Below are 24,850 nucleotides of genomic sequence, written 5' to 3' on the forward strand. Positions count from 1 at the left end.
CGTCATTGATTTATTTTTGCTTAAATGAATAAAGCTATAAATCTAAAGAGGGATTAATCTTATGCCTAGAGGCGATAAATCATCTTATACAGAGAAGCAGAAACGGCAAGCCAAACATATTGAGGAAAGTGAGAAGGAACGTGGACTTTCCGAGGAAGATGCTGAACGCATTGCCTGGGCTACGGTAAATAAGCAAGATGGTGGTGGCAAGAAAAAAAGACACCATTGAAGATTATTCATTCTACAATTCTATAAAGCTCTTTCATCAGGGCTTTATTTGATTTAGTCGCCTATAAGCCAGCAATTTTACCGCTTATCGGATGGTGTAATTACAAAAACCATCTAACAGCATGATTATTATTAGCTTATAAAATATAAGCTGACATTGTTCACAATTCTTAAAGGTTCAAATGAATCAACACCGTTAAAATCTTAGTTTACCCGTCACAGGGGTGAATACTGATGACACTCTATTGCATAAAAAAGAATCAAAGCTTTCTCGCTTATCGAGATCAATTTGATGACTGCCATAATTGGCAAATGTCCGACCTGGATTTAGCCTTAGCCAGTCCATGGTACTGGACGACCGATAAAAATGTAGCGAAAATTTTTATAACTCAAACTGAAGCAGAAGTTTTTCTAAATACCTATTACGGAGAGTCTTTTATCCTGGAGGAAATAAACTTGTATAGATATGAATATGATTAACTTAATTTAACCCAAATCTATTACCAGCCCGACAATTTTATTTAGTGAGCTGGGTATGCCTTACAAGACAGCCCAGCAGCTAAAATCACCATCAGCTGCTTATTATTGGTTTGAGTACGAATAGTGCTAAATTTGTAAGATTCATGATACCAGCCCACTTTTTTTGCTGTAATTAAGGATAAATAAAAATTAGGGATTGTTCCATGTGCGCAAATTTTGAAGCGATCAAAAGTAATAGAGCCTTTCTTCTCGGTCTTTCCGAGCCGCAGTTTGGATATCCTGATCATATTTATCCCTTATATGATGCTCCTATTTTGATGCATGGTGCGGATCAACCCGAATGGGACCTTGCCAAGTTTGGCCTTATTCCTTTTTGGGCAAAAGAATTAAAATACGGTCGTCATACCTATAATGCCCGAACTGAGACCGTGGCAAATAAACCCAGTTTTCGTCACGCATGGCATAAAAATCAGTTTGCCCTGGTACCTGTCGAAGCCATCTATGAACCCAAATATATAGATGGAAAACCGCACTGGTATACCATTTTTCGAAAAGATGAACTCCCTTTTACCCTCGCTGCCATTTATGAAAATGCCGTGATTGAAAACAAGCATGTTCGTTCCATGAGCCTGCTCACCATCAATGCTGACCATCATCCCTTTATGCGGCAATTTCACACGCCAAAAGATGAAAAGCGTTCGGTCATTGTTATTCCTGAAAATGCGAGAATGGACTGGTTAAATTGCAAATATGATGAAGCAAACCAGTTCTTCTTCGAAATGCAGGATGAATATCTCGCTGTTCCCAAAAATCGTGCAGCAACGACATGACGTTAATATCCACTATTTATCTGTCACTCATCCTTGCAGTCATTTTAAATGCTAATCAAAGATGATAAAAATCCAAGCTATTCGATTTAATTTTTTCCTGATCGTCATTTCTATAAATTTAAAATTATAAAGAACATAGATTATTAAATATTAAATTGAGCTACACATTTTAATTAGACGCAAAATTTACTTTCTAAAGCATGATATTTATGCACTAAGGTAAAGTTGCTTAAAGATTTGTTCCCTTTTGCATAATATGGCGCGAAAGATTGAAGAATGCCTTAAATTAGAGAGTGCAAGATTACCGCTATACAGGAGAGGTATGAAATGGCTATGATCAATGTAGATGACATTACCAAACATGCAGACGTAATTGCTTCAGATGGTCAAAAAGTAGGAACTGTAGATCACCTTCAAGGCACAGATCAAATCAAGCTAACAAGAAATGAAGAAGGTAGTCATCACCTTATTCCACTTTCATGGGTGAGTGAAATTAAAGAAAATCAAGTTATGCTCAATGTAGATGCTGAAGAAGTCAAAAGTCATTGGGTTGCTGCTTAAGTACATCACAACACATCAATATAAGCCCTTTCTTCACTATGGAGGGCTTATTTAAATTTGAAATGACTAAAATTATTTGAGCTGAATAATTCCATTTCAAATATATTAAAACTTTTTATTTTAATGATCTTTTTTTTAATGGCTTCATGTTTATTAAATTATTTTCTTTATATTTAAAATCATTATTTATACAACATACGCATCTGTTTATTTAAAATTTTCTTTACACACCCAAACTTCACCTTCTATACGAACCCGATCTGGCCCAATCAAGTCTAATCTATGACCATAATAATTGGTCAGATTTAGAAAGTTTCCATTTTTGTCGTAATTCGCCCATACGCCTCGTTGAATATCCGGGCTATCGAGTTTATAAAATGTAATGAGTTTCTGTGGATATGTGGTTACTGTATTCATTTCACCTGACCTTGTTAATTGGCAAAATAAGGTACATCCTCTTCAATAAAGAATACCTCGCCTGTAGAATTTAAAATCCATTGATTGGTACCCATAATTTTTGTTAATTGTTCTTGGGATGAGTTATATACATTCACCAAATGATTTTCTGCATCATATTCACCCGTGTAAATTACGGTAGGTGATGTATCAAAATCCTCATTCATTTTGTGGGCTTTTACAGGTCTAATATTCATGCTGAACTCCTTTCCTGTTTAAAGGGGCTTTCCCCCCTTTAAACATCATATGACCATAGCAATAACTCCTGTTTTATTTTTCATTTTGAGACTGCTTTTCAGTGTCTTTTTGCTGATTATGCTTATGGTCTTGCTGTGGTAGATGATGTGGTTGTTTTATCGGTTGATTCCTTTGATTCATATCTGTTTGATTTTGGGATTTTGACTTGGACATAACACTATTCCTTATTGACATTATTCAATGACAATCAACGGCCTAATTATTAATGACTATATCAGCATATACCTAAGTTAACTGAATAAAAACAATGATGATGTATCAAAATATAATATTGCAATATAAATACATTAATAAAATCAAATATCTTAATTAAACAAAAAATTTAGCCTTTATAAAATAAATCAAAAATACATTATTTCCAATAATAAATCATATATAATTCTAATACATACATAATATTTTGTATTTTTTTCTATCTGTTAAATAATATTTAGTTCACAAAATTTAAAACAACATCAATACATAAATAAACATATCAATTAAGCCTCTATATTCATCATCTTATTATTCATTCAAAATAATACCAGACCAGAAAGTTCACTAACTAAAATTTCCAGACTGTCGCAAATTTGTAATTAAATTATCCCAGCTACTTGCTATTTAGTTATCCATCCCTTCTAAATCACAGACAAACTCACCGGCATTAAAGTTTTGAAACCATGCATTATTCAATCGAAAGAAACCCATCACGAAGATGGGTTTTTAATGGATATCGTTGACTTAAAATATCATTACTTAAGCAGGCACTGTGTCGGCAATTGCTTCGCGTGCCCAGACCCGATGATAACGAATCAGGGTTTTAAACTGTTCCTGTACAGATGCAAAATCATCTGTACTTAAAGTTCCCGCATCATGCGGCAATTTAAGTTCATGCAAAAGATTTTGCTTATCCCCCAACAATACAATAGGTTTCAGGTGCTTGTAGGCTTCCAGAAGATAGTGTTTTGTCACACCATCTTTTAACGCTTGCTGGTAATTACTACCATCCACAATCACAATAGCATCATAAGCAATGGAAGGCTCTGCTTTTTGCATACCATTCGATCCTACTGGAGACTGTTGTTGATTAAGCACAGGTCCAGGCGTAGGGGTCAATATATGCGCCACCGCTTTTTCAGCCGAAGCCCATTGCTGAATTGCATCGATACTCGCTTGGCTCACCCCATCATGTACTAGCACGGCTATTTTTTTTGCTTTAATATCTTCAGGAATAAACGCCGTCATGGAAAGATGAGCCGATTTTTCTACCGATGAAGCTTTGGCCGGATTTTGCGCTGCAGTGACTTCAATGCCTAAGTTTTTACCCACCTGTTGTGCCAGATCCATATCTATATTGGCCAATACTTCTTGCACTTCACGTTGACGGATATGGGGACGTTGCACTTTACTCAATTCGAAAGTATAGGCATCCACCACATGTTTCTGTTCATGAGGTGCCAGGCTTTGATAATAGAGACGTGCTTGAGAGAAATGATCTGAAAATGATTCACTGCGCTGGCGGATTTTTTTACCGTCTATGCGTTCCTGATAGCTTTCAAACCCACCGTCCTGTGCAGCCGGCGGAGTCTCGACCGGCCAGTTATTATCAATCGAATTCGGTTGATAAGATGCCTGACCGCGATGAATATAGGTTTGATGCATGGCATCACGCTGGTTATTGTGAAAAGGACAAACCGGTTTATTAATGGGTAATTGATGAAAGTTTGGTCCACCTAAACGGCTCAACTGGGTATCGGTATAAGAAAATAAACGTGCTTGCAATAAAGGATCATTGGTGAAATCTATACCCGGTACAATATGTGCAGGACAAAATGCCACCTGTTCAATTTCTGCAAAGAAATTATCGACATTACGATTGAGCACAAACTTGCCAATCGGTGTGACTGGAACCAGTTCTTCCGGAATGATTTTCGTGGGATCAAGTAAATCGAACTCAAACTTCATTTCATCTTCTTCAGCGACAATCTGAATACCCAGCTCCCACTCCGGATAGTTCCCTGACTCAATCGCTTCATATAAATCTCGACGGTGAAAATCAGGGTCTTTGCCTGACAGCTTTTGTGCCTCATCCCAAACCAGTTGGCTTAAACCCTGTTTCGGTGTCCAATGGAATTTAATAAATATGGCTTTTCCTTCAGCATTGATCATACGGAAGGTATGGACGCCAAAACCTTGAATTGAGCGTAAATTACGTGGAATGGCACGATCCGACATCGCCCACATCACAGTATGGGCAGACTCTGGTACCAGAGAGACAAAATCCCAGAACGTATCATGTGCAGATCCTCCTGTTGGCACTTCAGTATGCGGTTCAGGTTTTACTGCATGCACAAAGTCTGGAAACTTAATGCCATCTTGCACAAAGAAAACCGGAACATTATTCCCTACCAAATCGTAATTGCCTTCCTGAGTATAAAATTTGATGGCAAAACCGCGAATATCCCGTACTGTATCCGCGGAACCGCGTGGTCCTTGCACCGTAGAAAAACGCACAAAAATTGGAGTCTGTATATTGGAATCCGTCAAAAAGCCCGCTTTGGTATATTGTTCATTACCCGGATAGGCCTGAAAATAACCATGTGCCCCTACACCCCGTGCATGCACAATTCGCTCAGGAATGCGCTCATGATCAAAATGGGTGATTTTTTCCCTTAAGATAAAATCTTCCAGTAAGGTTGAACCTCTTACCCCTGCCTTTAAACTGTTCTGATTATCTGCAATCTTGACCCCCTGGTTCGTTGTCAAGGCATGTTCAGTCGCATCACTTCGATAACTATCTAGCTGCTGTGATTTTGCACTTTCATTTTGTTTATCCAGGGCATCTGTACCTGCAACTTCACTTTGCTTAGCTTTATGATTCATATTTGCACCTCTTTTCCATTCCATTAAAATGTGTGTGATTAAATGAATGCGATGACCAACAGGCATTGGCCTATATGACTGAAATTAGCTGGTGAATTTCTGATGGCTTAAAAAGGGAAACAGGAAGTCGACAAAACGTTGCGTACACCAAAGTCCTGTTTCACGATGATGGGCATGAGGGGCTAAATAAGGCAGCAGTTTATTGATCTTCATGGCCAGGTTGCCAGTTTCATAAATCTGATGCTGAATATCTTCCAGTTCCCCATCTGACAAAAAACTGAACATAAAATCATTTTGGTTTTTATGCTCCAGTTGGATTCCTGGTGTTCTTAAATCGGTATATTGCGCATATTCACCAGCAATCCAGTCATAAATGATCTGCTTTTCAGTAGAATTAAATACTCCATACATTTTCCCATCTTCCTGGCTAATCAACCTCCAGAAGCGGCTTTCTTCGGGATCTCTACCCAGCTTGATCCATTTTTTATCAATCAATACATCAATAAATTCTTCCACGGAGTCGGGTACTGCAAGCCATGAATTAATTGTTTGGTTATTAAACTTGCATTTATCATTGTGAATAACATTACCGACTAAAGCTTTACGTTTTAAAATTTTAATAACCAAGGTGTCTAAATTGAGATTTTTAATAATTTGAATAGAAGACAATCCTTTATTGCTCAAAGCAAAGCCAATCTTCATTTTTTCTATAAAAAATTCTTTATCATTGAATTTTCTGTATATTTTTTCAAAAGCTTTGTGAGATAAATGCGCATGACCATTATCAATATTGTCGATGGTGATATGCAAATTGAAATATTTCGAATCTATACCTAATTCTTGTAGCTCATAATTGGTAATCAGCAGATGTAACGGAAGTTGCTCATAGGCCAAATTAAAACCAATAATTTCCGGAATGAATTCGGGAGGTGCATAAGCCAGCGCAAGTTGAATTGCAGGTTGATGATAATATTCATCTTCCAGATCCAATACAAAATGTTCCAGTCCTAAATTTAAAATAAGATCATCAAATAAACATACATGGTTAGATTTGGCGAGTCCTAAACCGAGCTCTTCCAAATAAATTTGAATTAAGTCTCTGAAAACGGGATCATTCCAATAATGAATAATACTAAATAACCAGGAACCATCTACCCGCTTTACAGGCGCAACTTTAATCAGAAATTCGAATGCCTGAGCGACATTTTTAAAATATTCTCGCCCTGCCCCGCTATTTCTTCTTTCTAAATAGGCCTGATATTCAGTACATTGCACTTTATTATTGTTGAGCATCCAGTCCTGAATTTTACTCATATCGGCAGGAAAATCATTAGAGTTATAAGTCAAACTTTGAATTTCTTTTTTTAAAAAATGTGATGCTTTTCTTTCCTTTTCTTGAATAGAAATATCGGCATTGAGAAAAAAAGTGACTAAATCACAATAATTTTGATGATTTTTATCAATGAATTCTAGCGATTGTTTTTTTACTGCTACTGGCATTTTTATTCTCCAAGCGGTAATTAGCATATAACCTTAGTTCACTTGTGATTCATGACAAAACCCTATAATTGTTATCATTCGTTTAATTTATGTTGGTTCAATAATAATCAAACTTAATATATCAAGCAGTTAAAAAAATAACCCAACCATAAAATGAGAAACACATCACTTTCTGATAATGTTTTATTGTTAATATTTTATTTATTTTTTAAAATATAAATAAGCAATTAAAAAAAGTGAAGAAATATGATTAATCAATGTTGTAAATTATTGGCTAAAAAAAAATTAAACGTGACTTTCATTGAAAGTGCTTCTGCTGGATATTTAGCCTATAGATTTTCCCTGACTCCATTTTCTGGGGAAATTTTAAATGGAAGTCTAGTATGTTATGACCTGAAAATTAAAGAGAAAATACTCGGCATATCGCCAAGACTTATAGAAAAATACACCCCTGAATCTATTGAAATTACTGAAGAATTAGTAAAAAAAGCAAAAAAGATGTTTAAATCGGATATCTATGTAGGATGTACAGGACTACTTAAACGCGGTGGCTCTGAAAGCCCAGATAAACCTGTAGGTACTTTTTTTTATTCAATCTTATATAAAAACAAGCTCTATAATTATCGGCGCTTATTTAAAGGAAATAAGGAAGAAAAATTAAGTAAACTTATTAACTCAATCTGTAAAAGTTTGATTAAGATTATATAAAAATCATTATTTAATTTAAGCTGGTAAATTTTAATTTGTAAGCAACATTATTTGTTTTTATTGATATATTTCATTGGGGTAATTTTATAATAAACAGCTTTCATTACATTCTAAACATCATGTAACATCGATTTTATTTTTTAATCGAATATTCATGCTAATAATAATTATATCTGGTGATACAGATTTTATTAAATAATATTATAGAGGTGTGTCATGACTAATCCAAATCAAACCCAGCAAGATCAACAACAGCAGCAACAGAATGATCAACAACGCCAACAGCCGGGTCAGCAGCAACAGAATCCAAATCAACAGCAACAACAGAATGATCAGCAGCGCCAACAGCCTGGGCAGCAGCAACAGAATCCGAATCAACAACAGCAACAGAGTGATCAGCAACGCCAACAGCCGGGTCAGCAACCAATGAACCCTCAACAACAGCAGCAAAATGATCAGCAACGCCAACAGCAAGGTCAGCAACAACAAAATCCTGATCAACCGTTAGCACATGTTAATGATCAGCAGCAACAACAGCAAAATGACAATCAACGTCAACAGACTGGGCAACAGCAAGGTTTTAGACAAAATCAGAATGACCAAAACAATCAACAGAAATAACGGGTTGATTAAGTATTCGATTGAACCTTTTTAGCTGCAGATTGTATTAATTGCTTTGTTATTGATTCAAAAATGAGGAGCTTATACAGCATGACTGATCCCAATTTAGAAAATCAAACCCATAAACCAACCAGTGAATCTGATCAGTATTGGCGTGAAAATTATACTAGCCGACCTTATTATCAAGATTTACAGCGGGATGTTCCAGATATTGATTATGACAAGGATCTCTCGTCTGCTTATGAATTTGGAAGAACTTCACGTTCTGAATACGGCGAAAATAGCCGTTTTGAAGACTCGGAAAGTGATCTTCAAACCAAATGGGAACACTTTAAAGCCAAATCACGATTAAAGTGGGAACACGCTAAACATGCAATAAAAGATGCCTGGGAAAGAAAGTAATGGAATAAATAATTTTCCAAGTTCAATCCCGATCATTAAAAAAGCACCCGCGGGTGCTTTTTTATATTATATCTTTTTGACTAGTTGAACATTTGCCCAAATGCATAGATCACAAACATCAGCATAAGCGCAGATGATGAAGTAACAAGTAGTTCTATCGTTTTCATAACCCACTCTCACTTCCCTATAGTGGAACACCATTTATACAATGATATTTTTTGTCAGACAATAACATTATTTGACAATAATGTATCAAAAAATAATAAACGTATAAATATCACATTTTAAAAATCAACATTTCCTCTCATTACAAATACAAAATTTTATTGCAAAATATGTCGCTTGTTTATTCAGCATTTTATTTTTAAATATTTATATATATTTCAGTTGTTTAAAAATATTTTTTAATTTTCCTGGCGTCTTTTAATTTTTCAGAACTTACCAATAGTGGAATATGCAAATTAAATTTTATGTTGTTTTTTGATCCTTATTTTTTGAATTTCTTCTCATGTAATTTGAAATTTTGCGGAACTGATCGGCTTCCTTCCAACTGGTCAAACTTCGGCATGGTAATACATCCTTCCAGATATTTATAAGGACTGAACATGAACGATAAAGTAAAATTTCAGGCATTAAAAAACCGTCTTAAAGACGGTTTCCTATTTTCCTGGCAATTATACCTCATTTACATGAGTATTAAGCCGGAACATTTGATTTACACCAGTATAGAAACTGCGGCCATCAAGATTCAAATCAATTTCAATACCAGATTCAAGCAAGACTTTCTTGCCTACTTCAACCCATTTAAACCCTTCACGGGTATTTTGCATTTTTTTAAAAGGAACCAGCGATACAACAATTTCACGACCATTTACAGATTTTGCAACTAAATTTTCAGTTTTATTCAACATTTACACCAATTTTTTAATACCGATAGAAAAGCCACTATTGGCCTTTGAAAATAACAACTTTACTTGGGATCACTCAAATGAGAGGAGATTTCTCGTATACTAATTTTGCACGAGAACATTTTCATGTCAGTTTTATTGTTGAACCGATTATACCAGAAATATTGATTTAAGTCTCACTTATATATCAGTGTTATCAATTACAATTGTGTTCAAATATTTCAGGTTTTTAGGTTTAATCTCCTCCTACATGCCAAGATCACATGCATGAAATTATTGATATATGCGTAAATAATCTGCAATCAAACGCGTCGCCCAGGATTCCGTATGTTTTACACCCTCATAAAAAATACAATGGCTGCCTTTTTTAGTGGTCACAACGACAATATTCGGCATTTTCTGAATTGTTTCCTTATATGGTTCCAGATTCCGGATATGACAGACCGGATCATCTTCCGCATTTAAAATCATCAAGGGAATTTTGACATTTTGAAATACATGAATCGGATTTGTGGCCTGATTATAATCTTCAAAGCTGCTATAGCCTGCCAGTTCAAAATAATGATACTGAAACTCCAATAAATTCTTTGCAGCAAGCACTTTTGGTAAGGAGGCGGTCTGTTGCCATGCTTCACTATAAGGATGAATAAAGGACTCAAATAGCTTTTTGGTCATCACTTTACTATAAAAAGGATGCACGTTTTGAAAACCCAGCTCAGTGTCATAACCAGGACACAATGCAAATGCTGCCTTGAACGGTGTCTGCTCGCCCTGTTCACCTAAATAGCGGACCAATAATCCTGTACCCGCAGATGAGCCAACTGCATATAGGGTTGAATCTGGAAATTTGCTTTCAATATGTTTAATTTGTTCACGCAAATCATCGGTCGAACCTAACATGGAAATTTTTGGAACAGGTAATGGCAAATTGGCATGGCCACGGCGCAAACATAAGGCTATCCGCCATCCGGTATGTCGATGCAGGTCACGGACCAGTTCGGCCATACTTTCCGGTGTACCCGTCAAGGTATGCATCAACACAATGGTTGGGGCATCTGCGGGAACAGGAAGCCCATACCAGGCAATAGCCGTGATTCCACCATCGGACATTTTCAGCTGTTCGATCGCATCATATTTAAGTTGCACCGCTTTTTTTTTGATTAAGTCAAAATAGATCAAATGCAGATGTGTATTTGACAACCACGGCGTTGGACGGTATTTCTGTTTGAGTTGGGGCAAGACTTCAAGCATCTGTCCTGCTTCACCTTGTGGATCATAGTACAGGGTAGGTAATTCCGCACCTGTAACCTGATCGACAATTTCTTGCACCAACTGACTAAGTTTATTGAGCACAAACTTCATATTCGGTTTACCTCAAAAATGATGTAACACAAAATACTTAGTACATGTCATTCCATTAACAGTTCATACCTTTACTATACGCTTTATGCTTTTGGCATAAAAGCCGCCATACGCTGCCCCATCTGTGCAGCCAATGCTTCCAGACCGCTCTTAGGACGCAGCATCACTTCAAAATCAATAATTTGACCTTGTTCATTAAATTGAATCATGTCGATGCCTTTCAGTTTTTTTTCACCGACATGGGCGGAAAACTCCAGTACCACATTCATTCCATCTTCTGTATAAAATTCGCGGTGGTAAGTAAAGTTTTCAAAGATCTGAATCACATTGCTCAGAATAAAAAATACTACCTGTTTGCCCGGATAAGGGTTGTATGCTACCGGGGAACGAAATACCACATCTTCTGCTAGTAACTCATTCAGGATAGACATGTCACGTGTTTGCAGCATTTCATGCCAACGCTGAACAGAGCGTTGAGTTGTTGTTAAAGCCATTTTTATTTCCTTTATTTAGCTCTATTTTTGAATTCTATTTATTCCCTCTCCCCAACCCTCTCCCTTGGGAGAGGGAATATTTATTACGAATTTAAACCCTAATAAAATTCCCTCTCCTTTTAGGAGATGAGAATTCTCAGAATATATTCTGAGTTCGCAAGGAGAGGTCTATTTATTTACTAAATCACCGCTGCCAAATCTGCACCCTGACGAATGGCACGCTTGGCATCCAGTTCACCTGCTTCTTTGGCACCACCAATCAAATGCACATTTTTACCATCCGCTTTCAGTTGATCAAACATTGCAGTGAAAGGTTCCTGACCTGCACAAATCACCACATGATCCACGTCTAAAACAGTCGGCTGACCATTGACCACAATATGCAAGCCCTGATCATCCACCTTTTCATAGCTGACACCTGCCACCATTTTCACTGCACGGTGTTTCAATCCAGTACGGTGAATCCAGCCGGTGGTTTTACCCAAGCCTGCACCTACTGAACTTGCCTTGCGCTGCAATAAGTAAATTTCACGATTAGACTGTTCTACTTCAGCTGCTTTTAGACCACCGACATTTTCATAGCCAGTATCAATACCCCATTCATTATAGAATTTTTCCGGATTCAGGCTGGCGCTGTCCCCCTCATGGGTTAAAAATTCCGCGGTATCAAAACCGATACCACCTGCCCCAATAATCGCAACACACTGACCAACTGGCTTACGTTCTTTTAATACTTCGAGATAAGTGAGTACTTTCGGATGGTCAATACCTTCAATCTCTAAATGACGCGGAGTTACACCTGTCGCTACCACAATCTCGTCAAAGTCGGACTGGCTTAAAGCTTCATAGGTCGCTGGGTTATTTAGAAGTAATTTAATATTGGGCTGTAATTCAATTTTACGTTTGAAGTAACGCAAGGTTTCATAAAATTCTTCTTTGCCGGGAATGGTCTTGGCAATATTGAACTGCCCGCCAATTTGATTGGCTGCTTCGAAAATGGTGACCTGATGTCCTCGTTCAGCAGCATAGGTGGCAAAACTTAAACCTGCCGGTCCCGCACCAATCACCGCAATCTTTTTCATCTGAACGGTTTCTTTAAAGATCAGCTCTGTTTCATAACAGGCACGTGGATTGACCAGACAGGATGCAATTTTCATTGAGAAAATATGATCTAGACAGGCCTGGTTACAACCAATACAGGTATTGATTTCATCGCTACGACCTTGCTCAGCCTTTTGCACAAAGAAGGCATCAGCAAGCATCGGACGTGCCATGGAAATCATGTCAGCATGACCTGAAGCCAACACATGTTCCGCCATTTCCGGGGTATTGATACGGTTTGAAGTAATAAGAGGAACTTTAACCAAACCTTTGAGCTTTTGAGTGACCCAGGTAAATGCTGCACGTGGTACTTTGGTAGCAATGGTCGGAATGCGCGCTTCATGCCAGCCAATCCCGGTATTGATAATGGTGGCACCTGCTTTTTCAATCTCTTTGGCCAGTTGCACCACTTCTTCAAAAGTAGATCCGCCATCGACCAGATCCAGCATCGATAAACGGTAAATGATAATAAAGTTTTCCCCTACCACTTCGCGGGTACGCTTGACGATTTCAATCGGGAAACGGATACGGTTTTCATAACTGCCACCCCATTCATCATCACGATGGTTGGTGCGTGCAGCAATAAACTCATTAATCAGATAGCCTTCAGAACCCATGATTTCTACGCCGTCATAACCTGCGTATTGTGCCATTTTTGCACAATGGGCAAAGTCAGCAATGGTCTGATACACTTCTGCTGTGGTTAAAGCATGCGGTTTAGTCGGGTTGATCGGTGCCTGAATGGCAGAGGGTGCAACCAGATCGGCCTGATAGGAATAACGTCCGGTATGTAAAATCTGCATGGCAATTTTACCGCCGGCATCATGCACTGCCTGGGTAATGACTTTATGTTTTTCCGCTTCTTCTTTAGAGTCTAATTTCGCTCCACCCGCAAAGGTCAGACCGGCATCATTCGGTGCAATCCCACCTGTCACAATCAGCCCTACACCTCCTTGTGCACGTTCTGCATAAAATGCCGCCATACGCTCATAACCACGTGGAGCTTCTTCCAGCCCTACATGCATGGACCCCATCAAAACCCGGTTTTTAAGTATGGTAAAGCCTAAATCTAAAGGCGCTAATAAATGCGGGTAATTAGACATACAATCTCCTTGGCGTGCTTTCTCAGCTGGCGAATATCTTTTAATGCAACTTGTTGCATAACTTATATTCCAGATTTTATTTTTATGCAACATGTTGCATAATGAACTTGTAAAGATTTATTGACTGAGCCGTTTATGTCCTTAGCCCATGTTTTATTGACCAGCCTGATTGAAAAACCCAGTACAGGAATTGATTTGGCTCGTCGTTTTGACCGCTCTATGGGCTTTTTCTGGAATGCAACTCATCAACAGATTTACCGTGAATTAAGTACCATGCAGCAAAAGAACTGGATATCTACGCTTGAAGATCACAGTTCCAATACCCGTAAAAAAACCTATCAGGTTGAAACATTGGGACGTGCCGAACTGGCAGACTGGATGGTCAAGCAAAGTCCTCCTGCACAACTGCGTGAAGAACTGATGGTCCGTTTACGTGCCGAAGCCCAGCTCGGTGGCAATACGGTACTGCCTGAACTGGAAAGACATCTGATCTTGCATCAAGAAAATTTAAAAATTTACCAAACGATTTTTGCCAAAGATTTTGCTCATGGGCACGATCAGGACCGCACCCAGTTTATTCATAAAATGATTCTACAACTGGGGATTGATCTGGAAATAGGCTGGATCACGTGGCTAGAAACCATGATTCCGCAATTAAAAGCATTTGATCAGCAATAATGGACTTCTTGCATAAATACCTTTTATTTCTCTTGCGCAGACTTGAAATACATTTCAATTCAGCTCAGGGAGAAGAATAAAAGGGTGTCAGCAGTTATGAAAGAAGTCTAATAAGCAAGGAAACAAGCATGCTACATTACCTTATGCCTGATAATGAACGACTGTTTGTGCGTGAGTTTGGACAAGGACAAGCGGTGTTGGTCCTATCAGGTTTGGGTATGCAAAGCTGGCAATGGCTTCCGTTTCTTTATCGGCATACTAAAACACATCGCTTTATTATTCCAGACTGGCGTGGTTTTGGAGGTTCGCAAAAGTGTGCTATTCCCGAACTGGATGCGATTTCCAGTCACTGGCGTGATATTGACAGCTTGATTGAACAGCTCCAGTTAAACAAGTTCTCCGTGATTGCCTATTCCATGGGTGCTACCACGGCGATGCATGGCATGCAATATAGTAACTTTGCCGAACAGATCGCAGCCTATTTGCATATTGACCAGACCCCTAAAATTCCGGTAGATGAGAGCTGGGACTATGGTTTATTTGGTCAGCAGCATCCGCTATTTATTTCCATTCTGACTGAGCTGTCGCAGATACTGACTCAGCATCAAGATATTCAATATTTAAAAGACCTGGATAGCCAATCCCGCAAGCAGATTGCCAGGCTCTGGCTACAGTTTATTGGCCTGCAGAACAGCAATAAATACAGTTTAAAAGCCTTTGAATGGGTATTAAATCAGTCGCGGTTGCAAAGTTTATTACTGCCCTCTAAGCGGGTCGACTATATGGCCTGGTATATCAACAATTATCTATACCATCAGGAAGATTACCGCGAAGCCCTGCAAAAACTGCAATGTCCGGTGACTTTTTTCAGTGGCACGCAATCCAAGCTTTATCCGGTAAAAGGTCAAACCTTGATTGCGCAGAGTATTCCTCATGCCAAACAGATCCGTTTTGAAAAATCTGGGCATACTCCGTTGCTTACTGAACCGCTAAAGTTTGCACGAGAAATTAGCGCATTCCTGAAATCCAATGCGACTCATAAACCTTAAACAGCTGAATGAAATCAGGAGCCGAGATGAAAAAACTGGTGGTCTTTTCGGGTGCAGGTATGAGTGCCGAAAGCGGCATCAACACATTTCGGGACAGTGATGGTTTATGGGAACAGTATCGAATTGAAGACGTTGCAACACCTGAAGCCTGGAAACGTGATCCAGAACTGGTCCAACATTTCTATAACCAACGGCGTAAAAATATTCTGGCTGCCAAGCCCAATGCAGCACATCAGCTCATTGCCGAACTTGAAGATGTTTTTGATGTACACGTCATTACCCAAAACATTGATGATCTGCATGAACGTGCTGGAAGTAGCAAGGTCATTCATCTACATGGCAATATTCGCCTGGCTAAAACTTCAGGGCCAAACTGTCAATACAGCACTGAATTCTATTCAGTCGAAGGTACTGAACTGGATCTGAACAAACACTTCTGCAAGGATGGCTATCCACTACGTCCACATGTGGTCTGGTTTGGTGAGGCCGTACCTGCCTATGCCGATGCACAAGACTGCGTACAGAATGCGGATATTTTTATTGTGATTGGTACCAGTTTACAGGTTTATCCAGTGGCGGGGTTAATTCATGAAATTCCACCTGCCTGTAGCGCTTACTATATTGACCCCAAAGCTGATCAGCAGCAGCTACCCCCACAATTTCAGAAAATTGTTATGACTGCTACTCAAGGCATGCAGTATCTAAAAGAAAAGTTGCTACAACACCCATAAACCCTTCTGTTTAATAGCAAAACTACAAAGCAGGCATTGACATGATGCAACAATAAACTTTTAATCAGCTTATTGTTGCATAAATGGAATTCTTAAATGCTGTCTGATCTTGATGATTTTTATTGCTTTGCCTTAGTGGTTGAACATGGAGGCTTTAGTGCAGCAGAACGCGCAACCGATATTCCAAAATCAAAATTAAGTCGTCGTGTTTACAATCTGGAAGAACACTTAGGAGTTCGACTCATCCAGCGCAGTTCCCGCCATTTTGCCGTAACCGACATTGGTATGAATATTTATCGTCATGCCCAGGTCATGATGAATGCTGCACAAGCTGCACATGATCTAGTCGACCATCTCAGTATTCAGCCGCGTGGTGTAATCAAGGTCAGTTTGCCTGTTTCGATTGCGCAAAATGAAATTGCCAAGATTTTGCCGAAATTCCTGAAAACCTATCCTGAAATTAAAGTGCAACTCATTGTGAGCAATCGCCGTGTCGATATCATTAATGAAGGGATTGATGTGGCATTACGGGTACGTTCCAATCTGGATGATGACCCGAATCTGGTTTTACGCAAATTTGAAAATATAGAGCAGCATCTATTTGCCAGCCAGGCCTATTTAAATGAATTTGGCGACTTAAAACAGCCGGAAGATTTAAGCAATCATCATATTCTCAGTATGTCGGATGAGCATTTAGACCAATATATTGTTGTGCATGATGATAAAAAACAGCAGAAAAAAATCAAGGTCAATCCTATGGTGATGGGGTCTGATTTAACGATGCTGGCACAACTGGCCAAACAAAATTGCGGGATTGTGTTATTACCCGACAGCATTGTTGAAGATTATGTTCAAAGCGGTGAATTGGTGCGTGTACTGCCGGACTGGAAAGCACCGCATGGTATTTTCCACGCGGTTTATCCTTCACGCCGTGGCTTATTACCAGCCGTCCGTGTCTTTATCGACTATTTGGTGGAACACCTCAGCAAGCATTAATACTTTCATGCCTCTGGGTAGAAAAGAAATGATAGGGCTATCTTCAAGCAACTGGAAGATGCCTTTTAGCTTTCGATTGACATACCATAAAAAATGCAAAACCCGTCACAAAAATATAAAATTCACTTGAGTAATACAAAAAATTAGGCAAAAAAAAGCTTATCCGAGGTGGATAAGCTTATAAACTTTAAATAAGAAACTACAGCTAGAATCTATATTTTCATATTACAAAAAAAACATATTAAAATCTAATAGATAAAAAATATGATAAAAAACACACGAAAATGTTTTTTAAAATTAAATCAAAAACTTAACGACACAACTAATAGATTTAAAAACTTTATTTGTACACAAAACAAACAAGATTATACCAAAGTATAAAACTATCTATTTCATTTAACTCTTCTCGCTTAAATTGCAGGATATGAACCGGTACCTTCTGGCCAAGGAGATAAAAGCTCAAAACCGGTATCCGTTACAGCAACCATATGTTCCCATTGTGCGGTCAAAGAACGATCTGCTGTAACCACAGTCCAGCCATCTTTAAGCTCTTTCACACGGGCTTTGCCTGCATTGACCATCGGTTCAATGGTAAACACCATACCTTTTTTAAGTATAAGGCCTTGACCAGGCTGGCCATAATGCAGCACATTCGGTTGTTCGTGATAGACCTTACCAATACCGTGACCGCAATATTCGCGGACAATGCTATAACCTTCACGATGAGCCACGGACTGAATGGCAAAACCGACATCGCCTAAAGTTGCACCCGGTTTCACCGCATGAATTCCGGCAACCATGGCTTCATAGGTGGTTTCAACCAGCTTTTTGGCTTCAGGTTTTACCGTTCCGACATAATACATCCGGCTGGTATCACCAAAATAACCATCTTTAATAATCGCCACATCAATATTGATAATGTCGCCATCTTGCAAAATGGTGTTTGGCGATGGAATACCGTGACACACCACTTCATTTGGAGAAATACAGGTGGTTTTGGTATAGCCATAATAGCCCACGTTGGCAGGAATTACTTTTAAGGTATTTACAATGAAATCATTACAGATATCATCCAGATACTCTGTGCTTACTCCCGGCTTGACATACTTCCCTATCATCTCCAGAACCTGAGCAGCCAAACGCCCGGAAATCCGGAGTTTCTCTAAATCTTGCTCAGTTTTAATGGTAATAGTGGAAGCTTTCATTGCATCATCCTCAAAAATAAGGCTTATGATTATAGCCCTTTTACATTAATTTTGTTTAATATGAGCAGATAAACAGCACAGTTTTGACCTTTTTTAATCAACTGGGTGATTGATTTACAAGCATTTAAATGGCCCTTGTAAAAAATTAAAAATTTACTTAAACAATTAAAAAAGAATAATATTTTATATTTTTTTATTTTTTACCAATTAATCAAATATATAAATAAACTTAAATTTTTCCAGTTGTTCATTTTAGTTGATTATTAAATCACTAAAATTCATAAGCTTCATAAAATGAACTACAAAAAAGCGTTGATATCCTCTAGAATTGATTTTTTGTTCAATTCCTCTCCCTTTTTTATGACAAATCTCCGTACACGGGATATTGTTGCCTTGGGTTTTATGACCTTCGCGCTGTTTATTGGTGCGGGCAATATTATCTTTCCACCGATTGTGGCTCAACAAGCCGGTGAACATGTATGGCTGGCTGCATTCGGTTTCTTAATCACCGCAGTAGGCTTGCCTGTGATCACAATTGTTGCGCTGTCACGTGTAGAAGGTTCTATTCAGGTTCTAAGTTCACCGCTTGGCAAAGCAGCGAGTATTTTGCTGACTGTCGTGTGTTACTTGGCTGTAGGCCCTTTATTTGCTACACCACGTACAGCAACCGTTTCTTATGAAATTGGCTTCTCGTCTTATTTTGGCACTTCTGCAAATAGCCTGATGATTTACAGCATCATCTATTTTACTTTAGTGACTCTGGTTTCTTTATATCCAAACAAGATTTTAGATACTGTCGGCTACTTCCTATCGCCTTTGAAAATTTTAGGCTTAGTGATTTTAGGCATTTCCGCATTCATGCTACCTGCTGGTGTTGTACCGCCTGCAATTGACAATTATGTCAGCAGTCCGGTTTCTGAAGGTATCGTCAATGGTTACTTAACCATGGATACTTTAGGCGCATTGGTGTTCGGTATTGTGATTGTGCGAGCGATTCATTCACGTGGCGTCACAGAAAAGAAACTGGTAACCAAATATGCCGTAATTGCCAGTATTATCTCAGGTATTGGTTTAACACTGGTCTACATCAGTCTGTTTAAACTGGGTATGGGCAGCCATGAAATTGCTCCAAATGCAGCCAATGGCGCAGTGATCCTGCATGCCTACGTACAGCACGCATTTGGCGACATGGGCGCTTACTTCCTTTCAGCAATGATCTTTATTGCTTGCATGGTGACTGCGATTGGCTTGACTTGCGCATGTGCAGAATACTTCTCTGAATTGACTAAAATTCCGTACAAAGTATTTGTATTAATTCTGGTTGGTTTCTCATTACTGATTTCCAACTTAGGCTTAACCAAACTGATTGCGGTTTCGGTTCCTGTACTCAGCGCGATTTATCCGCCTGCAATTACAGTAATCCTTTTAAGCTTCTGCGGCAAATTCTTTAATCAGCCTTCACGCGTCATTGCACCTGTTACTGCCATTGCCTTCGCATTTGGTATTGTAGACGGACTGAAAGTCGCTGGTTTTTCAGAACAACTGCCTGCTTTCCTGCAAAATTTACCACTGAATGAACAGAATCTTGCATGGCTTATTCCATCTGTAATTGTTCTTATCATTGCAGTTGTGATCGACAAAGTTAAAAAGTAACTGAAAGTTGATGTCATTAAAATCGAGTTTTACCCAAGCCTGATTTTAAGCGTGATCAATAAAACGTCATGTTTTACCCAAACTGGGTTTTATTGTTTACACCCTCAACTTTTAGACATATTTTGTAACAACATAATATTTAATAAAATCAATTGTTCTTCTTTTCATTCTTCCTTTCTTACCTAGCATGCATTCTTTACTTAAACACTGGCATTAATATTGCTTCTTATTTTATCCACTATTGTTGAATTTCTTGACATTTTTTTAGCTGGCTAGAATGAATGATGAGGATAATTGCATATTCAAAAGAAATATCTAGCATTTATATTTTTGAATAAAACAAGCATATCGACTTATGTCTAACATTGTTTTATGACAGAATGATGACATTAGCTATTGAAATAAAATTAAATTCAAAGTAAAACAATAGAAACTAATCTGACTAAAACAATTAGGTTTAGGTCAAAAATGACAGGAGGGGTGGAGATGTTATCAATACATTTCAATAAAGAAATCTTCATTAACGCTCTAAAAGCAAATAAAAATATGGTCACTTATTTGAGTACCACAGTTGCTCTGCTTGTGACATTGATTATTCATGGGTTAATTCAAGGCAACTTAAAACCTGAATTCTTTATCTATGCTTTTATTGTTTCGGTGGCTTTTTATGTCTGGACTGTAGTCGATCAGAAATATCGTCAACAGAAGCAGAATACTTCTACAGAATAAAAGATGGGTGAGCTATCACCCATCTTAAAAAAAACAACAATAATTAATAATCAAATATTTATATCAAACCACAAGCCCTCAAATTAAAAAATTTCTAATCCAATCATTGCACCAAGCAATAGTCCTGCTGTAGCACCCAACTCCCCGATCACAAGTAAAATCATTGCACTGGTCAGCATCCATTTAGGCAAATGCCAGCGCCCCATTTGATGCGGTTGCTTAAACTGATTGGTGGTATCTTTTAGCCAGCCATGCAAGACATAGCTTAAAATTGAAAAGCTAAAGAAAAATAGGTTAATCATGACAAAAATTAAATTTAGCCCTTCACTCCATACTGAAAAATAGGCCAAAACTGCAATAATCAGACTGGCTGGAGCATATAACAGGCTGCTTCTATGGGCAATATCGACATAATAATGTGCCCGCGCCTGTTCAGAATATCGTATTTGATAATATTTCCATACTCCCGTGAGCATGCCCACCCAAAGAAAAATACCACTAAACAACACTGCCCAAGCTACAGCTTGAGTTAAATTTTCCGCATCCATTCATTTATGTCCTTATTTTTAGAACGCTATTTTGACTTTAAAGTCATCAATTATACAAGTTTCTTTTTAGAACTTAGCTACAGTAGTCATTATTCAGACTTAACCTATATTCTCCATATGAGCACTTTTGAAGCATTAACTATTAACTGTAAAGATGGATATTCTCTGAGTGGACGTTTTTATGCATCTGCAACAACCAATACAAACCTGCCGATTCTGATTTGCCCTGCAACGGGCATCACGCAAAATTTTTATCAGGCTTTCGCTGAATGGTTAAGCACTCAAGGTTATGATGTTTTAAGTTTCGATTTCCGCGGTATTGGCCGTTCTTTACACGGTCCTGTCAGCAAGTCTGAAGCCAGCATTGTGGATTGGGGACAACTGGATATTCCAGCGGCCATTGACAGCTTGTTATGCAAAACTCAGGCAAAGCAAGTAATTCTGATGGGTCACAGTGCCGGTGGGCAGCTTTTGGGGATAGTGCCCAACCATGAAAAAGTCGCCAAAGTTGTGGCTGTTTCGGGTTCTACGGGTCATGTGAAAGGCCTAAAAGGCAGAACCAAACTGCTGGCGCCAATTATGTTTAATGTGATTTTCCCCTTAGCGCGCATCACCAAAGGCTATGGCCCGACTCAAGCCATTGGTATGGGTGAAAACCTACCTAAAGATGTGGCTAAACAATGGGCACAATTTTGCAGTAAACCAGGTTATGTCATCAATGCGATTGGCAAAACGGTATTTGAAGATTATCACGCTGAAATTGACTGCCCTATTACGGTGCTTTGGTCGTCGGATGATGAAATTGCCACTAAAGCCAATGTAAAAGATTTACTGCGCTTATACCCGAATGCAGATACTCAAATGATTGAGCTCAAGCCTAAAAGCTACGACCATAAAGCCATTGGTCATATGTTGATGTTTAAGAAATCACACCAGAACTTGTGGCCAGTAATGGCTCAGCAATTGGCTATTGAATTGGCTGAATGATTTAAAGTTTTAAACTTTGGCCGTTGAATCTCTCATCCAGTAAAACGGCTTATGTAAGTAAGGCTGATGCAGCCAGCAGCTTCCACATGTTATCCTCGCATGCAGAAGCTGCTGATTAAAGTCTCAGACCCATGAGTACTTTAATTTGCCTTAAGGTTATTTTAGCGACAAACAAGCCCATGAGTTTGCTGTATTTTTAGTAATTTAGCCCTTAAACAGAAGAATAATGCTATAAATAGTTTTAATTCAGAATATTCTTTTGCAGTTAGTCGTATGAACGAAAACAATTATAGCCTGGATAAAATAGATCGCCGGATTTTATCTGAGCTTAGGCAAGATGGTCGACTTACCGTGACCCAACTGGCCGATAAAGTCGGTCTGTCCTCCTCTCCCTGCTGGACACGTTTAAAACGACTGGAAAATTTAAAAATTATTGAAGGTTATACCGCTAACATTAACCCGAAAGCGATTGGCATTAACGAGCTGTTTTTTATTGAAATTACTTTAGAACGGCATGATGATGAAATTTTAGAACAATTCAGTGATGCTTTGGCAAACATGCCTGAAGTGGTGGAAGCACACTTGGTGACGGGTGATTATGATTATCTAGTCAAAGTTGCAGTAAAAAATTCTGAGCACTATGAGCGTTTCTTGCGGAAAAATTTATATAAGATGAAAGGCGTGCGCCATACCCGTTCGATCTTTGCTTTACGTCCTTTAAAGATTGCCAATACGGCTGACTTACTCATGATTGAGTAATTTATTTCGAGATTTTATTATCTTTCATTACTGTTATGTGTTCTAATGCACGCAGTATGAGATGAGCCTTATATGAGTATAACGTGAGTTATACGACTAGCCCCTAACCATGGGGCTTTTTCATATATAAAATCAATAACTTAAAATTAATCGGCGTAAAACTGGCGTAAATACAAAGTTATCCACAGGTAATAACTGCTTGTTAGTGTTAATTATATCATCTGCTTTATAGGCGGAACACAGGATTATAAAAATGGAAACCCACCTATATTCTCACATTGAACGCTGTATGAAATTTGCTGAGCCCTGGAGTAAAAAATCAGGTTGGGCTGTGTGACATAGTTGTTTTGATTATGGGTATGGGTGTGGGGGTGAGTTTTTGGTTTTGAGCGGGGTGATGAGTTGAAGAAAAAAGATAAATATTTAGAGTTATTGTTGTGGGGTATTGTTGCTTATGCTGTTGCCATATTAACTTACTTTACTCTTAAGGTTTTTGATCAAGGTGTAGATTCTATTTCCGCCATTGGATCTTTGCTATCTGCAGCTGCTACATTTTTCGCCGCTTTCATTGCTGCATATTTATTTAATGATTGGAAAGACCAACATAATAAAATAATACTGGCTGGAGAAGCTAAACTGGCTTTTAGCTTACTTCATGATGAACGTAATATTCTTCACGATATGAAATATGTTCTCAGTAAAAAATTAGAGCAAAGCCCATCTGAATATTTAAATTTATATGATTCCAATCTCTCTCCTTTGCCTGATACATTAACCAACATGGTTAATACAAACCGATTGAAGCTAGCGGAGTTTGTTTTTTTAATTGAAGGGTCTCAACTACATAGTGATCTTAATGCATACAGAGAATCTATTACTTTATTAAATAAAGATATTGCGGTGTGGAAATCTTCATTTACAACATATAAGGATGTTTTTGAAAAATATGATTCTTTAATAGAGGAATCATTAAGGTTGAATTTTATAATACTGCAAGATTTAAAAAGCTATATCTTATATAAAGATAAAGCCCTCACTTAGAGGGCTTATGAATCTTAATAAATGCATCAACTTTAGCAGCGCATTCAGCACCTATCTCCAGGCTCTCAACATAACGAGTCAGCAACTCGCCCATTGTATTGTTTTCCAGAGCCTTATATTCATCACATCGCACCAGCATGCTTGCGGGAATTTGCGGCAATACGGGCGGCTTCAGCGATTGACATGCCATCATCGGTAAGCTTGCAATCAGTATAAATGCGCTGAGTAATAACTTTCTGAGTTTCATGCTTTATATCCCTAAATTGAATTTTGATGTTTTGCCGTTCGGCCTCAAGCTCTGTTTCGACAGTTGAAACTTTTGTTCTCCATGCATTGATTGCACCTTGATATGCATCATTTACTTTATTGATGCGTTCGGCACATTTAGCATCTGCGACTTTCAGCTTCCCGGACAAATGATTGGTATAAGCAATTTGTCCAAGCCATAAAAAGAAAAAGACCGCAATTGCGATCCAGTATCTGAATTTCCATAGGATTAAGAGTATTGGCATTAATCATCCTCCCCGATCTCAACCATATCCACTGTTTGCCCAGCCAACTCATGATGACAATCTGACAAGAATTGAATCTTTCCATCCG

General features: G+C 38.4%; 27 protein-coding genes and 1 pseudogene. 15 read left to right on the top strand and 13 right to left on the bottom strand.

Features of this window, described 5'->3' with window-relative positions:
• Window positions 1-61: 61 nt before the first annotated feature.
• The 3 genes from ACE01R_RS13515 (at window position 62) to ACE01R_RS13525 (ending at window position 2,099) form a co-directional block, all read left to right on the top strand.
• Complete coding sequence (locus tag ACE01R_RS13515; RefSeq protein ID WP_086197367.1) at window positions 62-229, top strand: hypothetical protein; 168 nt, start codon at window positions 62-64, stop codon at window positions 227-229.
• Between the two features lie 682 nt (window positions 230-911).
• Complete coding sequence (locus ACE01R_RS13520) at window positions 912-1,538, top strand: SOS response-associated peptidase (RefSeq protein WP_395551821.1); 627 nt, start codon at window positions 912-914, stop codon at window positions 1,536-1,538.
• 327 nt (window positions 1,539-1,865) lie between these two features.
• On the top strand, window positions 1,866-2,099 hold the full coding sequence (locus tag ACE01R_RS13525) for a DUF2171 domain-containing protein (RefSeq protein WP_395551822.1): 234 nt from the start codon (window positions 1,866-1,868) through the stop codon (window positions 2,097-2,099).
• Window positions 2,100-2,306: 207 nt separating this feature from the next.
• Here ACE01R_RS13525 and ACE01R_RS13530 read toward each other — a convergent pair whose 3' ends face one another.
• From ACE01R_RS13530 to ACE01R_RS13550, 5 genes are all read right to left on the bottom strand, one after another.
• Window positions 2,307-2,516: a hypothetical protein gene (locus ACE01R_RS13530; RefSeq protein WP_395551823.1), complete on the bottom strand. Its 210-nt coding sequence runs from the start codon at window positions 2,514-2,516 to the stop codon at window positions 2,307-2,309.
• 14 nt (window positions 2,517-2,530) lie between these two features.
• Entirely contained in the window at window positions 2,531-2,752 is a 222-nt protein-coding gene (locus ACE01R_RS13535) for a hypothetical protein (protein ID WP_395551825.1), read from the bottom strand.
• Between the two features lie 73 nt (window positions 2,753-2,825).
• A complete protein-coding gene (locus ACE01R_RS13540; RefSeq protein WP_165493318.1) occupies window positions 2,826-2,966 on the bottom strand; it encodes a hypothetical protein in 141 nt (46 codons plus the stop codon).
• Between the two features lie 582 nt (window positions 2,967-3,548).
• Entirely contained in the window at window positions 3,549-5,675 is a 2,127-nt protein-coding gene (gene katE, locus ACE01R_RS13545; protein WP_395551826.1) for a catalase HPII, read from the bottom strand.
• An 84-nt stretch (window positions 5,676-5,759) separates the two neighbouring features.
• Window positions 5,760-7,175 (bottom strand): iron-containing redox enzyme family protein, encoded by a 1,416-nt coding sequence (locus ACE01R_RS13550; RefSeq protein ID WP_395551828.1) that lies wholly within the window; start codon window positions 7,173-7,175, stop codon window positions 5,760-5,762.
• 246 nt (window positions 7,176-7,421) lie between these two features.
• On the opposite strand from ACE01R_RS13550, the gene ACE01R_RS13555 reads away from it, so the two are divergent.
• From ACE01R_RS13555 to ACE01R_RS13565, 3 genes are all read left to right on the top strand, one after another.
• The gene (locus ACE01R_RS13555) at window positions 7,422-7,883 is read left to right on the top strand and encodes a CinA family protein (RefSeq protein WP_395551832.1); all 462 of its coding nucleotides are present in this window, start codon (window positions 7,422-7,424) and stop codon (window positions 7,881-7,883) included.
• 216 nt (window positions 7,884-8,099) lie between these two features.
• Window positions 8,100-8,504 carry a hypothetical protein gene (locus ACE01R_RS13560; protein ID WP_395551833.1) on the top strand — a complete coding sequence of 135 codons (405 nt, stop codon included), beginning with the start codon at window positions 8,100-8,102 and terminating at the stop codon, window positions 8,502-8,504.
• Window positions 8,505-8,594: 90 nt separating this feature from the next.
• Window positions 8,595-8,906, top strand: a complete 312-nt coding sequence (locus ACE01R_RS13565) for a hypothetical protein (RefSeq protein ID WP_395551834.1) — start codon at window positions 8,595-8,597, stop codon at window positions 8,904-8,906.
• A 674-nt stretch (window positions 8,907-9,580) separates the two neighbouring features.
• Here ACE01R_RS13565 and ACE01R_RS13570 read toward each other — a convergent pair.
• The 4 genes from ACE01R_RS13570 to ACE01R_RS13585 all read right to left on the bottom strand — a co-directional run bounded on the left by ACE01R_RS13570 (window position 9,581) and on the right by ACE01R_RS13585 (window position 13,874).
• Window positions 9,581-9,817, bottom strand: coding sequence for a hypothetical protein (locus ACE01R_RS13570; RefSeq protein WP_395551835.1), 237 nt, complete (start codon window positions 9,815-9,817; stop codon window positions 9,581-9,583).
• A gap of 270 nt (window positions 9,818-10,087) precedes the next feature.
• Window positions 10,088-11,176, bottom strand: a complete 1,089-nt coding sequence (locus ACE01R_RS13575) for a YheT family hydrolase (RefSeq protein WP_395551836.1) — start codon at window positions 11,174-11,176, stop codon at window positions 10,088-10,090.
• An 83-nt stretch (window positions 11,177-11,259) separates the two neighbouring features.
• Window positions 11,260-11,670 (bottom strand): nuclear transport factor 2 family protein, encoded by a 411-nt coding sequence (locus ACE01R_RS13580; protein WP_395551837.1) that lies wholly within the window; start codon window positions 11,668-11,670, stop codon window positions 11,260-11,262.
• A gap of 179 nt (window positions 11,671-11,849) precedes the next feature.
• A complete protein-coding gene (locus ACE01R_RS13585) occupies window positions 11,850-13,874 on the bottom strand; it encodes an FAD-dependent oxidoreductase (RefSeq protein WP_395551838.1) in 2,025 nt (674 codons plus the stop codon).
• Between the two features lie 135 nt (window positions 13,875-14,009).
• Between ACE01R_RS13585 and ACE01R_RS13590 the strand changes: the two genes are divergently transcribed.
• The 4 genes from ACE01R_RS13590 to ACE01R_RS13605 all read left to right on the top strand — a co-directional run bounded on the left by ACE01R_RS13590 (window position 14,010) and on the right by ACE01R_RS13605 (window position 17,328).
• A complete protein-coding gene (locus tag ACE01R_RS13590; protein WP_395551839.1) occupies window positions 14,010-14,552 on the top strand; it encodes a PadR family transcriptional regulator in 543 nt (180 codons plus the stop codon).
• A gap of 128 nt (window positions 14,553-14,680) precedes the next feature.
• Window positions 14,681-15,601, top strand: a complete 921-nt coding sequence (locus ACE01R_RS13595; protein ID WP_395551840.1) for an alpha/beta fold hydrolase — start codon at window positions 14,681-14,683, stop codon at window positions 15,599-15,601.
• Window positions 15,602-15,627: 26 nt separating this feature from the next.
• Window positions 15,628-16,332: an SIR2 family NAD-dependent protein deacylase gene (locus ACE01R_RS13600; RefSeq protein ID WP_395551841.1), complete on the top strand. Its 705-nt coding sequence runs from the start codon at window positions 15,628-15,630 to the stop codon at window positions 16,330-16,332.
• A gap of 96 nt (window positions 16,333-16,428) precedes the next feature.
• Entirely contained in the window at window positions 16,429-17,328 is a 900-nt protein-coding gene (locus tag ACE01R_RS13605) for a LysR substrate-binding domain-containing protein (RefSeq protein WP_395551842.1), read from the top strand.
• Between the two features lie 410 nt (window positions 17,329-17,738).
• On the opposite strand, the gene map is transcribed toward ACE01R_RS13605, so the two are convergent.
• A complete protein-coding gene (map, locus tag ACE01R_RS13610; RefSeq protein WP_395551843.1) occupies window positions 17,739-18,533 on the bottom strand; it encodes a type I methionyl aminopeptidase in 795 nt (264 codons plus the stop codon).
• Between the two features lie 360 nt (window positions 18,534-18,893).
• On the opposite strand from map, the gene brnQ reads away from it, so the two are divergent.
• On the top strand, window positions 18,894-20,186 hold the full coding sequence (brnQ, locus tag ACE01R_RS13615; protein WP_395551844.1) for a branched-chain amino acid transport system II carrier protein: 1,293 nt from the start codon (window positions 18,894-18,896) through the stop codon (window positions 20,184-20,186).
• A 486-nt stretch (window positions 20,187-20,672) separates the two neighbouring features.
• A complete protein-coding gene (locus tag ACE01R_RS13620; RefSeq protein ID WP_395551845.1) occupies window positions 20,673-20,915 on the top strand; it encodes a hypothetical protein in 243 nt (80 codons plus the stop codon).
• 83 nt (window positions 20,916-20,998) lie between these two features.
• On the opposite strand, the gene ACE01R_RS13625 is transcribed toward ACE01R_RS13620, so the two are convergent.
• On the bottom strand, window positions 20,999-21,463 hold the full coding sequence (locus tag ACE01R_RS13625; protein ID WP_395551846.1) for a hypothetical protein: 465 nt from the start codon (window positions 21,461-21,463) through the stop codon (window positions 20,999-21,001).
• A gap of 117 nt (window positions 21,464-21,580) precedes the next feature.
• Between ACE01R_RS13625 and ACE01R_RS13630 the strand changes: the two genes are divergently transcribed.
• The 3 genes from ACE01R_RS13630 to ACE01R_RS13640 all read left to right on the top strand — a co-directional run bounded on the left by ACE01R_RS13630 (window position 21,581) and on the right by ACE01R_RS13640 (window position 24,250).
• Window positions 21,581-22,450 (top strand): alpha/beta fold hydrolase, encoded by an 870-nt coding sequence (locus ACE01R_RS13630; protein WP_395551853.1) that lies wholly within the window; start codon window positions 21,581-21,583, stop codon window positions 22,448-22,450.
• A gap of 273 nt (window positions 22,451-22,723) precedes the next feature.
• On the top strand, window positions 22,724-23,209 hold the full coding sequence (locus tag ACE01R_RS13635) for an Lrp/AsnC family transcriptional regulator (protein ID WP_395551847.1): 486 nt from the start codon (window positions 22,724-22,726) through the stop codon (window positions 23,207-23,209).
• Window positions 23,210-23,611: 402 nt separating this feature from the next.
• The gene (locus tag ACE01R_RS13640; RefSeq protein ID WP_395551848.1) at window positions 23,612-24,250 is read left to right on the top strand and encodes a hypothetical protein; all 639 of its coding nucleotides are present in this window, start codon (window positions 23,612-23,614) and stop codon (window positions 24,248-24,250) included.
• A 122-nt stretch (window positions 24,251-24,372) separates the two neighbouring features.
• Here ACE01R_RS13640 and ACE01R_RS13645 read toward each other — a convergent pair whose 3' ends face one another.
• Complete coding sequence (locus ACE01R_RS13645) at window positions 24,373-24,762, bottom strand: hypothetical protein (protein WP_395551849.1); 390 nt, start codon at window positions 24,760-24,762, stop codon at window positions 24,373-24,375.
• Window positions 24,762-24,850 (bottom strand): annotated as a pseudogene (locus tag ACE01R_RS13650) (anaerobic dehydrogenase); the annotation flags it as partial. The gene ACE01R_RS13645 and the pseudogene ACE01R_RS13650, both read right to left, overlap by 1 nt.

This window comes from Acinetobacter sp. BSP-28 (assembly GCF_044130285.1).
Taxonomy (GTDB): domain Bacteria; phylum Pseudomonadota; class Gammaproteobacteria; order Pseudomonadales; family Moraxellaceae; genus Acinetobacter.